The following is a 13,121-nucleotide window of genomic DNA, read 5'->3' as shown; positions in this document are numbered from 1 at the left end:
GTACAAGTAGCAAATAAACACGGGGAAAGCGGTGCAAGCGTAATGTCATCTAGTGACCATATGGAATCAGAACAACTGTTGTTAACAGAGGAAAGCGAACGTGAGCTGGAACAGATCGAGATTGAGCTTCTTTTGGAAGGAATTCATCGATTCTATGGTTACGACTTTCGCAATTACGCTATTCCCTCATTGAGGCGGAGAATCTGGCATCATGTTCATGCCGAGGGCGTATCCACAATCTCAGCCCTTCAGGATAAAGTACTTCACGACCGTTCTTGTTTTGAACGGCTCATATATAATCTATCAATTCCGGTTACGGAAATGTTCAGGGATCCGAAACTATTCCTGACATTCAGGCAGTCGGTAGTTCCATTGCTTCGTACGTATCCTTATATACGGATTTGGCATGCCGGCTGTTCGACTGGAGAAGAAGTGTATTCCATGGCTATTTTGCTTCATGAAGAGGGACTGTATGAGAAATCCCGGATTTATGCGACAGACATGAATTCACGTTCTCTCCAGCAGGCCAAGGAAGGCGTATTCGACATCAAACGCATGAAGCAATACACCAAGAATTATATGGAGGCGGGCGGTACCCGCTCGTTCTCCGAATACTATACAGCGAAGTACAATTCGGTTATTTTCCAACCGTTTTTGAAGAAAAATATGATATTTGCCGAGCATAATCTGGCAACAGACCGTTCCTTTAACGAGTTTAATGTGATCTTTTGCCGGAATGTCATGATTTATTTTAATGATCAGCTGCGGGATCACGTACATGGATTATTTCACGAGAGTCTAAGCCATTTTGGTATTCTCGTACTGGGTTCTAAAGAGTCTATTCACTTTACGAATTATAGTGAAGCTTATGAGACGCTGGACCGGGTGGAGAAAATATACCGGAAGATTAAATAGAAGTTTTGTAGGAGGATCTCATGGGGTTTCACGAACCGATTCATATTCTGTTGGTAGATGACCGCCCTGAAAACTTACTTGCACTCGAAGCTGTTCTGGACAGCGAACAATACACGCTCATCAAAGCTACTTCAGGGGAAGAGGCTTTGCGATATCTCTTGAAGTATGATTTTGCCGTGATTGTTCTTGATGTACAAATGCCCGGCATGGACGGTATCGAAACAGCAAGGCTGATCAAGGCGAGAGACAAGACAAAGGATATTCCGATTATATTCATTTCCGCGAACAGCAAGGATGCGGAGCATCTTTTTGCAGGATACTCCGCGGGGGCGATCGACTATATGGTTAAACCCTTTATCCCTCAAATCTTAAAGTCCAAGATCGAGGGTTTTGTCGATATGTACCGGACCAATAACAGGCTGAAAATTCAGTCCATGCAGTTGCACCAGAAGACCCAGGAGCTTGAAAAGATTAATCAGGAACTTGTGCTGGCCAAGGAAGAAGCGGAGATTGCCGCCAAAGCAAAAACGGAATTTCTGGCGATGATGAGTCACGAGATCCGCACGCCGATGAATGGCGTCATCGGGATGATTGATTTGCTGATGGACAGCGACCTCCAGGATGAACAGCGGGAATACGCAACGATTATCCGCAACAGCGCGGATGCCTTGGTTAACATCATTAATGACATTCTGGATTTTTCCAAGATGGAATCAGGCAAAATGGAGCTCGAGGAATATCCGTTCGATCTCAAGTCCTGCGTTCAGGAAGTGTTTGGTTTGTTCTCTGGAGAAGCCTCCAAGAAGAATCTGGAGCTTACGTATTATATCGAGGATCAAATTCCTGCGATCATATTCGGGGATATGGGACGCCTTCGTCAAGTGTTGGTGAATCTGGTATCCAATGCCGTGAAGTTTACGAATGAGGGCGGCGTGTATTTGGTTGTTTCGCTTGCCCAAGCTGAAGAGAACCGGTTAACCCTTGAATTCACAGTGAAGGATACGGGGATCGGAATCTCATCCAAGAAACTTGATCGGTTATTCAAGCCGTTCTCTCAATTGGATTCCTCGATGACAAGGCGCTATGGTGGAACAGGACTTGGGCTTGCGATCTGTAAATCGCTCGTACAGATGATGGGCGGAGAGATCGCGGTTGAGTCCATAGAAGGCAAGGGAGCCACCTTCGTATTTACGATCTGCGTTCATACGCATGAGGAAGAGTATCATCGACTCCGGGAAGAGGAGCGTTCGGCAAGATATCGTGTGCATGGGGAGAGGCAGCCAAACATCCTGATTGTGGACGATCATCCAATTAATCGAAAACTGATGGAAAGCATGCTGGCAAAGATGGGGATGAAAGCGGATATGGCGGAGGACGGCAGGCAGGCGGTTGATATGGTTGCCGGTCCTAAAGTCTACGACATGATCTTCATGGATTTGCAGATGCCAGTTATGGATGGTCTTGAAGCAGCGCGTCTGATCCGCCAGATGAAACCGGAGGCTGAGCCTCCCGTTCTGGTTGCGATGACGGCTAATGTGATGGACGGGATTCAGAAGCGCTGCTTTGACGCGGGCATGAATGAATATATCAGCAAGCCGGTCAAAATCAGCTGTGTGAAGCATCTGATATCCCGGTATGTACCGGTAGGACCGGAAGGATGGGATATCAGCCCAAGCCCTGTTCGCATCATCAACGGTTAGCGCAGCAATCGGTTTCCATATATTAGCGTGTCTACAACCCACCTAACCTGTTTCAACAAGCGAGATAACGGGTTATGTAAAGGGAAAACAAATGATTGGGAGAGAGTGTCTATGAATACAAAAACGAATGATAAGTTCAATGCTAAGACCCAAATGAACGAGGGCGTATGCACGGTATTTTTGAGCGGTGAACTTGATCTGTCCGTCGCTCCGGATTTTCGGTTAGTCATGGAGCCTCTTGTCGGCAATTCCGAAGTAGACTTGATCGTCAACATGAAGGACATGACATATATTGATAGCACGGGTATTGGTATTCTTCTGTCGATACTGAAAGCAAGACATGGCATGGAAGCACGCTTTGCAGTCGAGGAAGTTCCGCCGCAAATTCAAAAGCTGTTCGATATGACGGGTATTGCGAAGTTCTTTCAGTCGTAAGAAGAATTCCCAATAGGAAAGGATCGAAAAGAATGAATTCAGATGTACAAAGAGTAACGCTTAATTTGCCTGCCAGTGCTGAATATGTGGATATTGTAAGACTGAATCTGTACGGGATAGCTTCCAAGATGGGCTTTTCCTATGAAGAGATCGAAGATATGAAGGTCGCGGTGTCCGAGGCCTGTAATAACTCGGTCTTGTATGCTTATAGTCAGGAAGGCGGAATGGTAGAGGTTTTATTTCAAGTGACCAGCGATTCGCTATCCATTACGGTCAGAGACGAAGGGGAGAGTTTCGACAGTGTGGGAGCGGTTGGCAACCGTACACTTCATGATAAAGATCTCAGCGAGGTCCAAATCGGAGGACTAGGCTTCTACCTGATGGAGGCGCTTATGGATGAGGTAAGCGTGACAAACCAGGCTGGAAAGGGAACCGAGGTTACGCTGACAAAGCGGCTCGCAAGAAGCGAGGAGCCGGTATGAGTGATAAGGCGACTCCCCAAGAGTCCAGAGATGAAGCCGTTCATTTAATTGAACAGTATCAGCAAACGAAGGATAACGATATCGCGACGGTGCTGATTAAGAAATATGAGCCGATGGTTAAAATGGCGGCAGGCAAGATTGCCCGAAATCGGCCCGACCTGTATGAGGATTTGTATCAGGTTGGCCAAATGGCATTAATTCGCCTTCTGCAGCAATATGACATCAGCCTGGGGATTCCGTTTGAGCCCTATGCCATGAAGAGCATGATCGGGCATATGAAAAACTTCCTCCGTGATAAATCATGGTACATTCAAGTACCAAGACGAATCAAGGAGAAGGGTGCCTTGGTTCAGCAAGCGATTGATGAATTGATGGTGAAGCTGGAGAGATCTCCCGATGTAAATGAGATCGCATCCTACCTGGATCTTTCCGTTGAGGAAACGGTTGAAGTGCTAGCCGGACGTGAATGCTATCATTATGTATCATTGGATTCCCCTTTATCTCAGGAAGAAACCGGAGCGACGCTTGGAGAGCTAATCAGTTCGGATGTAAATGATTTTGATTCCGTTGAGAAGCGCATGGATCTTCAGCAGGCGATGAGCCAGTTGAAGGAGCAAGAGCAGAAGGTGCTATTGCTGGCATTTCAGGAGGGACAGTCCCAGAGAGCGATCGCTCAGAGGTTAGGCGTGTCGCAAATGAGTGTCTCGCGTATCCAGAAGCGGGCAACGGAAAAACTGAAGCAGATCATGTCCAATTCTTCTTACTGATATGGACAAGCCTCGTAGAAACAGACGTATAGCAACATAAGGCACGCTTCCTCCATTACAGGAAAGCGTGCCTTTTTGGAACCTACGATTCGTATTTATAGAAGGGAGTGACAGGGAAACATGCTGGGGCCAGATAGGATGGAAGGTCAGGATATTTATACTATTGCAGGGGGATGGAAGTGGTACGATGTTCGAACGGATGACTGGCAATCCTCCTGGATCGGTGAACTTCGGACGCGCTATCCTTATACAGCCGAATGGTTTGATCTGGCATCGACGTTAAAGGAACGAAACTACTTATCCGTCCGATTCAAGGATGGGGTGGAGCCGGTCATTATGGGAACCATGCTTTACAAGGTTACGGATGATGCCGATCATTACAAGTCGGAACAATTCTATTTTTATACAGACCACCAAGTGCTGATCACCATCAATTTGGATGAGCATACCCGAAGCGTGATGGCTAAGTCCGATAGAGCTTCCATGCTTCATCAATGCCAAAAGCCTGTCGACGGGATGTTTGTGCTGGCTCGAGCCATTTTGCATTATTACCATGCAGGAATGGATCAATTCGAGCACAATCTGCGCCTTGTCGAGCGTGATATGCGCACGCGCAACAGCCGGTCGTTAATGGATAGCATTCTCTCGTCCCGGTTTGAGCTGCTGGAGTGGAGCAATCTGTTTATTCCTTTTCAGGAGCTGATCGCTGCTGCAAAGGAAGGGTATCATGGCGAGCTGGATAGCAGCCGCTCGTTTCAACAGCTTCTGCACCGAGTGGAAAGAATGGAAAAGCTGATTTATCATTATGAGCGGGAAATCGATACGCTGGTATCGATAGACGATGCAATCTCGGCGTTCCGCGGCAATGAAATTATGAAGACACTGACGATTTTTACCGTCCTATTCACGCCGGCAACCGTGGTCGGAGCCATATGGGGGATGAATTTTGTAAATTTGCCCGCCATTAATACGTTTTGGGGATTTACGGTAGTCAGCAGCTTTACGCTGCTGTGGACCGGAGGCATGTATCTTTGGATGCGCACGAAGGGATGGACGGGAGACCTGCTTCAAGTGAAGTCCAGCAATAAAAACCTTTGAGGCATAAAGGTTATGCATGAATGGCAGCAAGAATGATCACAACGCCCGGTGACCCCTAAAGGCACCGGGCGTGTTCATGTGTTAACACTATGATCTGGATTGATCGATATATCCTTGCAAATCCGAGATGAAATCCCCGATCATCGGTACGTTGACAAAGAAGCTGAGAATGTAACCCAGAAGACCAAGCACGAGTGCCGTGCCAAGCGTTAAGCCTAGCCCCCGGGATAGTCCGGCTGTGAGGTTGGCGATGATGCGTTTCTTGGGATTCATGTAATGATCGATCATGTCCCTCATTTCGGATTTCTCCAGCATGGTGGCAATTTTGTCCAGCCGCGTGTTCAGTTTCTTTACCTCGTGCCGCAGTTCGAAGGGATGCTCCTGGACATCATCCGTCTCCCGGGAGCGCCTTTCTTTACTAGTTTCGGATTCCATTCGTGGCTCCTCGCGTCGTGTCGAACGATTGCCGCTCCGGGTCGAGAAGCTGGAGCCGCTATGATATGGGTTCGCTTTACTCATGAGTTATCCCCGCTTTCTAGGCAAATGCGCCGTTTCATTTCAATTATCAATCCATATGATGCTTATAAGCTGACTGTCACGATCTGGCACAAAAATAGCCAGCTGTGTCAGCTGGCTATTCGTGACCTCACGAATTAAACATTCGTTGTCGATTTTATTTCACGGCTGACATCGGAAGAAGTGTCCATCGCTTGATCCTTTACGTCTTTGGAAGCATTAGAAACCTCGCTGGACACGTCCGCCGATGCTTCCTTGACGCTGGACATAATGCTTTGGCGGCCTTCATTCACGGTGGCCATCACATCGGAGGCTTTGGTACCCACGGTTTTGGCCAGTTCAGAAGCTTTATCGCCTACGGTATAAGCAACTTCCTTGGTTTTATCCGTTACCATGCTCAGTTTCTCGGACAAATCCCCGCGCAGTTCGCGGCCTGGCTTTGGAGCGAACAACAGAGCTGCTGCCGCTCCGACCAAGGCACCGATAAAAGCACCTTTGAAGAATGTGGAACCGCTTTGTACTGGATGTTCTTGTTCTGTGTGATTCATAACTTTCACTCCTTTTAGTTAATATAAAAAGAATATAGACACGAGAATCAGGCTGTACGTCTAAATAGCTTGGCAACAAGACCGAGCAAGAATACGAAGATAGCTGTACCGATGATAGCGGGCACAATGGCAAATCCGCCAATGACAGGTCCCCATGCTCCGAAGAGCCATGGTCCAAGCCATGCGCCCACGAAACCAGCGATCATGGATCCGATAATTCCGCCCGGCATTTCATGACCAACCAGTGCATCCCCGATAATCCCGATGATGATTGCCATTACGATGCTGATGATGATTCCCCACATACGATCGCCTCCTTTTTAAAGAGCAATGTTTTTCGAGTGGGCTTGCTTATCTCGTAATTAAACCTAAGGGCACATCGTGAAACAGGACAGCGTGAAACGGGAGATAAAATGGAGTGTCCGTCCCCTGCGGAATTTAGCCTGCTGTTATTTGCAGATTTTTGTACTATACTGAATACAGATTTGCAATAATCCTCGAATAAGCGAGGAATATAGGTACCACGCATGAAGAGGTTTCTAAGGCGGGAATACGGTCACAGACGGTTATAGAAGGAGTTATTCAACATGGACACTGTATTAGTGAATGAATATCGGGCGGACATATTAGAGTGCGTCCACAATGGACATATATGTATTGTTAATGAACAAGGAAGCGTTCAGGCTTACGCGGGAGATCCGGAATATGTCGCATTTACGCGCTCTTCGGCCAAGCCGATGCAGGCGATCCCCTCCATCCGCGGCGGGCTTGCTGACCATTATGGACTGACGGATAAGGAAATCGCGATCATGACGGCCTCGCATCGGGCGGAGCCGGCTCACATAGAAGTGCTGGAAGGCTTTGCCCGCAAGGTGAATATTAGCGAAGATCACATGGTTTGCGCGTCCAGCTGGCCGCTGGATGAGGAAAATAAAGAAGCTCTTCTGCGAGAGCGGAGAGACAAGCGTAAATGGTACCATAATTGCTCCGGCAAGCATTATGGCATGCTGGCCTATTGCCAGATGGCAGGATATCCGCTGACGGGATATGATCAGCCGGAACATCCGCTGCAGCAGGAGATCCTTCAGACGGTTTCCGATTTGGCCGGACTGGCTCCCTCAGATATCCGGTTGGGAACCGATGGTTGCGGCCTGCCGGTATTTGCCATGCCGCTTCGTGCTCTGGCTACAGCCTATATGAAGCTCGCATCCCCGGAACTTATTGAGGATGAGCCAACACAAAGGGCGGTCATCCGAATTACGGAGGCCATGCATGCATCTCCTTATATGGTGGCGGGAAATCACAAGGTGGACACCCTTCTTTTGGAAGATGATAATATTGTGGCCAAGGGCGGCTTTAAAGGTGTGTACTGCTTGGGTCTGAAGAAGGAGCACCTAGGCATTTCGTTCAAGATTGCAGATGGCTCTGAAGAAGAATGGGGCTGGGTAGCGGAGTCCATATTGGAGCAAATCGGGTATAACAACAAAACAACCATCGATCGCTTGAAAGCCGCGTATCCCAAGGATTTATACAACGATGAAGGCCTTAAAGTAGGCAGGGTGGAAACCGCATTTAGGCTGACTCATACGTAAGCATGACTGATTAGACCGGAAACCGCCGGGGTATTGATTAGTAAAAACGGCGGAGGTGACCGGCCATGATTAAAATCATGACGGCAGCGGAACGACATACGACCCATAAAGACGGGATTCATAGTGAATTCAGCTTTTCCTTTGGTGATTATACAGACCCACATAACGAGCATTTTGGAAGCTTGCTGGCACATAATGAATATGTGCTTAAACCGATGGAAGGTTTTGATCGAAGATTTCATCATGACTTGGTCATTGTCCATTTGGTGCTGGAAGGCACGTTAACGTATGAAGATGATACAGGGAAAGAAATGGAGCTGACGCCCGGTTCGATTCATGTCGTGAATACAGGCTCCGGCGTGTACCATGCAGAGAAGAATGCCTCATCTTCCGAGGACGTACGCTATCTGGAAATGTGGTTTCTACCTCCGGAGCCGAACCTTGAGACCAGTCATCATCAAGGCGATTTTACAAAAGAACAGCAATTGAACCAGGTGCTTCCGATTATGGGGCCGGGCCACGGGGAACGCAGCTTGCCCGAGTCGCTGGATGTTGTAATGTACAGTACCATACTGGAGACAGGACAAGAACTGACGTACAGCCTGGCCGAAGGTCGGAGAATGCATTTGTATGTGATTAGCGGTCAAGTCGAAATATCATCGGAAGACGGCATGTTTGATATTACAGCGGGTGACGCGGCCAGGATACAGCGCCGTCATGAGCTGACATTCCGAGGGAACTCAAGTGAGGGGAACTCAGAAGTGGTGATGATTGATATGCCGTAGAGAAGGACAGAAAGCCCCCGGAACTTTGCTTAAATTAGCGAAGTTCCGGGGGCTTTTAGCTATACAAGGGCTCTTCTTTTTGATCTTTTCAAGCTTTTCGGGCAATGATGATCTACTGGTTCCCGCGCAACTGCCCGAGCTCCGAGACAACAGCTTCCACTTCCGATATACTAAGGTTTTGCTTATTTATGACCATGTCGTACAAATCATAAATGTCATCATATTGGTTAACCGAGAAGGCGGAGGCTTGCATAGCAGCTCCTGTAGCCATCCGAAGCTTGGTTTTAATCTGTTCAATCATATACTCGACATTGGCTTGGGATTTTTCACTCAAATCCATGGATTAACACCATCCTCTCATAGGCTGATTTACGATTTTCGTCCCTGTATTGTACCATGTTACCGTGTGGCTCGACCAATGTTTTTGCCATCGGAGACAGAGATAGGTTAAAATCAGGAAAAAAAGGTTTTTCAGGCTGCGGGACAAGGTTTCAAGCGATGTAATCAAGGAGGAGGGCCGTCATGAGCGAACAAGCCGGCAAGACGCCAGGCGTACAGGCTGTAAAAGCTAAAATGTCGGGGCATGAACTGACGGATTTTTTTCGGTCGATTTCGCAGCGGCATTCGCTGGACAGCATTGTATTTTTATGTATAGGCACCGACCGTTCCACAGGAGATGCACTCGGACCGCTTACAGGAAGCCGGCTCATGGAATACGGTTTTCCGCATGTGATCGGGACGCTGCCTGATCCGTGCGACGCTTTTAATCTTGAGTCAAGGCTTCAAGGTTTGCCTGAGGATAAGGCGATTATTGCCATTGATGCATGCCTGGGACAAGCCTCGTCAGTCGGATATTTTTTTACATGCGAGGGTCCACTGACGCCTGCCCAGTCCGTCGGCGGGAGGCTTCCGGCAGTGGGAGATTACAGCGTGGCAGCAGTTGTGAATGTCCATGGACCGAAACCGTATTGGACTCTTCAAGTGACGTCCCTATACCAAGTCATGGGGATGGCGGAGCAGATAGCGAAGCAAGCCGCTATAGCCTTTGGCCTTAGGCCGTAAGACACGGCGTTTCAGCCGGGGGTGTTTTTGTTTAATAATAGATCATTCTTTATAAAATAATGGGTGTCTGTCACATGGCATCCGCTGAATAGAAAGAAGGGTATCGCTATGGAAAAAGTACAATGCAACGGCAGCACGATTTGTTATGTTGATCAGGGACAAGGTGAGCCAGTCATTCTGCTTCACGGTTTCTGCGGAAGCTCCGCCTACTGGGAACAGGTCCTGCCATTTCTTCAAGGCTTCAGAGTCATTGTACCGGATCTCCGTGGTCACGGGCGGTCTGATGCACCGATGGGATCGTATACCATTGAACAGATGGCAGACGATGTGCTGCTATTGATGGATGAGCTCGACATCCCGAAGGCAACATTACTCGGTCATTCCCTCGGAGGATACATCACGCTCTCCTTCGCCCAGCGTTACGCTTCTCGTTTGAACGCCTTCGGCCTGATTCATTCTACAGGCTACCCGGATTCGGACGAAGCGAAGGAGAAGCGGGTGAAGGCGGTCAGCACCATCCAAGGGGAGGGCATTACGGCTTTTGTTGACGGATTGGTGCCCGGCTTATTCGCTCCGGATACGAAGGATACCAAGCCGGAATGTATTCAGCGCGCGAAGGAGATAGGTTATCTAACGCCACCTCAGGGAGCGATCGGAGCGGCGCTGGCGATGCGTGAGCGTCCGGACCGACGCGATGTGCTCTCGGCGTCCATTCTGCCTATTCTGCTGGTAGCCGGGGAGAAAGACGGATTGATTCCGGCAGAGCGTACCTTTACGACAGATCATGACAACGTGACCCCAATCATAATCGAGGGCGCAGGACATATGAGTATGATGGAGACGCCGGAGAAGCTCGGCGAAGTCATCACTTCTTTCTTGGGACGGCTTGAGCATGAATAAACGCATGAGAGTCTTTCGATAGTTTATAATGAACGGATACCCCCTTGCGGGATATCCGTTTTATTTTTGTGCCCAGCGTACTCTCCGTCGTTTGCTTGTCCGGCCGTTGAAATAGAGCCGAGAATGGGGGGGAGGGCCGGCTACTGGAATTCTGGCCCCGGATAGCCTACAATTTAATCGTGATCCGGTTGGGATCTGGACCCGGCAAGATCAGAATACACTGCATTTGTCATGGATGCAGGTTGGGGGTGGGCGAATGTTTCGCAGGGATTATCTCGTGCGGCTAATTGAGGATATGACACAGATGATTGCCAAGGTGTTTTCGCTGAAGCAGGAGCGCAAGCACACAGAAGCCCTATGGGAGCTGGATGAGCTCTTCAAACGGCAGTTCCGGTTGAATTCGGATCTGCTTCGCTCATTGTCCGCTGCCGATATTGAACAGTTATTTCGGATTCATGGTTATTTGGAAGCGGACAAGCTGCAAAGCGCCGTCAGGCTTATGGAAGAGGAAGCATCCCTGCTGCTTGACCTGGAGCGTGAAGAAGAGGCTGTTATGCTCTATACCAAGGTTTTTCAGCTATATTTGAAGTCAGCCCTGCAAGGAGCGGATCTCAAACTGATCGGGTTGACGGAACGGATCGGTATGGTGAGAGAACGTTTAAGGTCATACGCATTGCCTGAGACGGCGATGCGGGATTACTATGCATATACGGAGCAGCAGGGGATGTACGCGGAAGCGGAGAACACCCTTTACCAACTGCTGGATAACGGCAAGATGGAATATAGTGAAGCCGTACAGTTCTATCAAAGATTGCAGCTGAAGCTGCCCGAGGATTTGGCGAAGGGCGGGCTTCCGCTGGAGGAAGTCCACGAAGGAATGGATGAGCTTAACCGTCGTTTTCCACATACAGCGGTAAACGGTGACAAGTCGTTTACCTAAGCGGGATTAACCTGTCTATCACATAAAGAAAGCGAGATGTGCCTTTTGGATGCATTAAGAAAATTGATTCATAACATCATGGAAGAAGGCTCGTTGATCACGGCTACGCTAAGCCAGCTTCGCAAGCGGGAAGGCATGACTTACAGCAAAGTAACGGTTAAGCCTGTAGAGCTCAAGAATAAGCTGCACTACCAGTTCGCCTATTATTCCGGAACCAAAGTCACCCATCAGAACGTGCCAGCGGATGAGGCGGAGGCGGTGCTGGTTGACATGTTTGAGAATGTATTCCGGCAAGCGATGATGTATACGCCGGAAGCAGATTATCAGGTACTGATCTCGAAGAAATACAAGGTTTCGATTCTGACCAAATCCGCCTCCAAGACCAAGACGGATTTGTCTCATAACCGGAAAAAGACGTACATCCTTGAAGAGGGAGAGCCCGTTCCGTTTCTGGTGGAGCTCGGCATCATGAGTGAGGACGGCAAAGTATTTGCTCGCCGGTACGATAAGTTCAAACAGATCAACCGGTTTTTGGAGATGGTTGAGGACGTGCTTCCCCACCTGCCGGAGGACCGTCCACTGACGATCGTTGATTTTGGCTGCGGCAAATCCTATCTGACCTTCGCTTTATATCACTATTTGGCGGTAACCGCGCACAGAAAGCTGAATATTGTCGGATTGGATCTCAAGGCGGATGTCATCGAACACTGCAGTATGCTGGCGAAAAAACTGAACTACACCCAGTTGCAGTTTCTTGTCGGTGACATTGCGGAATATGACGAGCTGGAGCAGGTGGATATGGTGGTCACGCTGCATGCATGTGATACAGCAACAGATGCTGCGCTGGAAAAAGCGGTCCGTTGGGGTGCTTCGGTTATTCTGTCGGTGCCTTGCTGCCAGCATGAGCTGTTCTCTCAAGTCCAAAGCCCTGTTATGGAGCCGCTGCTGTCCCACGGTATTCTGAAGGAACGATTCTCAGCGCTTGCCACGGACGCCATTCGAGCCAAGCTCCTCGATCTGATGGGCTACAAGACGCAGCTGCTGGAGTTTATTGATATGGAACATACACCGAAAAACATATTGATCCGTGCGGTTAGCGGTTCTGCCGGAGATCGGGATAAGCTGTGGCAGGAATATACCGCGTTCCGCGATTTTTTAAGCGCCTCGCCATATCTTGAGCGGGCGTGCAAGGACTTGCTGCCGGAAACGTAAAATCACATCATGTTGATCCCGGAAAAGCGATGAAAGTGCAACTGCACTTTCATCGCTTTTTTTAGAGATCAGAACGTATAAACTTCGAAGCTTGGACTTCCAGATATCGCAAGAAAGTTTGGCATCGAGCAGATATCTTTACCCCGATTGCCGGTGATTCCGATTCTGC

The 13,121-nt window shown here is 48.8% G+C and carries 16 protein-coding genes; 12 read left to right on the top strand and 4 right to left on the bottom strand.

Annotation, left to right across the window (positions count from 1 at the left end):
* Positions 1–42 precede the first annotated feature (42 nt).
* From NYE54_RS29465 to NYE54_RS29440, 6 genes are all read left to right on the top strand, one after another.
* Positions 43–915 (top strand): protein-glutamate O-methyltransferase CheR, encoded by an 873-nt coding sequence (locus NYE54_RS29465; RefSeq protein ID WP_076325426.1) that lies wholly within the window; start codon positions 43–45, stop codon positions 913–915.
* 20 nt (positions 916–935) lie between these two features.
* Positions 936–2,615: a response regulator gene (locus NYE54_RS29460; protein ID WP_339268078.1), complete on the top strand. Its 1,680-nt coding sequence runs from the start codon at positions 936–938 to the stop codon at positions 2,613–2,615.
* Between the two features lie 111 nt (positions 2,616–2,726).
* Positions 2,727–3,050, top strand: a complete 324-nt coding sequence (locus tag NYE54_RS29455; protein WP_009594079.1) for an STAS domain-containing protein — start codon at positions 2,727–2,729, stop codon at positions 3,048–3,050.
* A gap of 32 nt (positions 3,051–3,082) precedes the next feature.
* A complete protein-coding gene (rsbW, locus tag NYE54_RS29450; RefSeq protein WP_076325428.1) occupies positions 3,083–3,532 on the top strand; it encodes an anti-sigma B factor RsbW in 450 nt (149 codons plus the stop codon).
* Positions 3,529–4,299, top strand: coding sequence for a sigma-70 family RNA polymerase sigma factor (locus NYE54_RS29445; RefSeq protein ID WP_009594120.1), 771 nt, complete (start codon positions 3,529–3,531; stop codon positions 4,297–4,299). Before rsbW ends, NYE54_RS29445 begins: the two co-directional genes overlap by 4 nt.
* Before the next feature lie 120 nt (positions 4,300–4,419).
* A complete protein-coding gene (locus NYE54_RS29440; protein WP_339268076.1) occupies positions 4,420–5,397 on the top strand; it encodes a magnesium transporter CorA family protein in 978 nt (325 codons plus the stop codon).
* Between the two features lie 87 nt (positions 5,398–5,484).
* Here NYE54_RS29440 and NYE54_RS29435 read toward each other — a convergent pair whose 3' ends face one another.
* The 3 genes from NYE54_RS29435 to NYE54_RS29425 form a co-directional block, all read right to left on the bottom strand.
* Positions 5,485–5,916: a DUF5665 domain-containing protein gene (locus NYE54_RS29435; protein WP_339268074.1), complete on the bottom strand. Its 432-nt coding sequence runs from the start codon at positions 5,914–5,916 to the stop codon at positions 5,485–5,487.
* Positions 5,917–6,050: 134 nt separating this feature from the next.
* Entirely contained in the window at positions 6,051–6,461 is a 411-nt protein-coding gene (locus tag NYE54_RS29430; protein ID WP_076325431.1) for a YtxH domain-containing protein, read from the bottom strand.
* A 47-nt stretch (positions 6,462–6,508) separates the two neighbouring features.
* Positions 6,509–6,766 (bottom strand): GlsB/YeaQ/YmgE family stress response membrane protein, encoded by a 258-nt coding sequence (locus NYE54_RS29425; RefSeq protein ID WP_006212694.1) that lies wholly within the window; start codon positions 6,764–6,766, stop codon positions 6,509–6,511.
* 282 nt (positions 6,767–7,048) lie between these two features.
* Here NYE54_RS29425 and NYE54_RS29420 point away from each other — a divergent pair, with 282 nt between their 5' ends.
* Together NYE54_RS29420 and NYE54_RS29415 are read left to right on the top strand one after the other, a co-directional pair.
* A complete protein-coding gene (locus tag NYE54_RS29420; protein ID WP_339268073.1) occupies positions 7,049–8,053 on the top strand; it encodes an asparaginase in 1,005 nt (334 codons plus the stop codon).
* A 65-nt stretch (positions 8,054–8,118) separates the two neighbouring features.
* Positions 8,119–8,838: a pirin family protein gene (locus NYE54_RS29415; RefSeq protein WP_339268072.1), complete on the top strand. Its 720-nt coding sequence runs from the start codon at positions 8,119–8,121 to the stop codon at positions 8,836–8,838.
* Positions 8,839–8,950: 112 nt separating this feature from the next.
* On the opposite strand, the gene NYE54_RS29410 is transcribed toward NYE54_RS29415, so the two are convergent.
* Positions 8,951–9,178, bottom strand: coding sequence for a DUF1128 domain-containing protein (locus NYE54_RS29410; protein ID WP_339268070.1), 228 nt, complete (start codon positions 9,176–9,178; stop codon positions 8,951–8,953).
* Positions 9,179–9,360: 182 nt separating this feature from the next.
* Here NYE54_RS29410 and yyaC point away from each other — a divergent pair, with 182 nt between their 5' ends.
* The 4 genes from yyaC (at position 9,361) to NYE54_RS29390 (ending at position 12,952) form a co-directional block, all read left to right on the top strand.
* A complete protein-coding gene (gene yyaC, locus NYE54_RS29405) occupies positions 9,361–9,900 on the top strand; it encodes a spore protease YyaC (protein ID WP_339268069.1) in 540 nt (179 codons plus the stop codon).
* Positions 9,901–10,008: 108 nt separating this feature from the next.
* Positions 10,009–10,800 (top strand): alpha/beta hydrolase, encoded by a 792-nt coding sequence (locus tag NYE54_RS29400; RefSeq protein ID WP_339268068.1) that lies wholly within the window; start codon positions 10,009–10,011, stop codon positions 10,798–10,800.
* 256 nt (positions 10,801–11,056) lie between these two features.
* On the top strand, positions 11,057–11,740 hold the full coding sequence (locus NYE54_RS29395; RefSeq protein WP_339268067.1) for a DUF6483 family protein: 684 nt from the start codon (positions 11,057–11,059) through the stop codon (positions 11,738–11,740).
* 36 nt (positions 11,741–11,776) lie between these two features.
* Positions 11,777–12,952: an SAM-dependent methyltransferase gene (locus NYE54_RS29390; RefSeq protein ID WP_339268066.1), complete on the top strand. Its 1,176-nt coding sequence runs from the start codon at positions 11,777–11,779 to the stop codon at positions 12,950–12,952.
* Positions 12,953–13,121 lie beyond the last annotated feature (169 nt).

It is taken from the genome of Paenibacillus sp. FSL K6-1330, assembly GCF_037976825.1.
GTDB lineage: Bacteria > Bacillota > Bacilli > Paenibacillales > Paenibacillaceae > Paenibacillus_AQ.
Note: the sequence above shows the minus strand (reverse complement) of the source record. Positions and strands in the feature narration are given on the sequence as shown.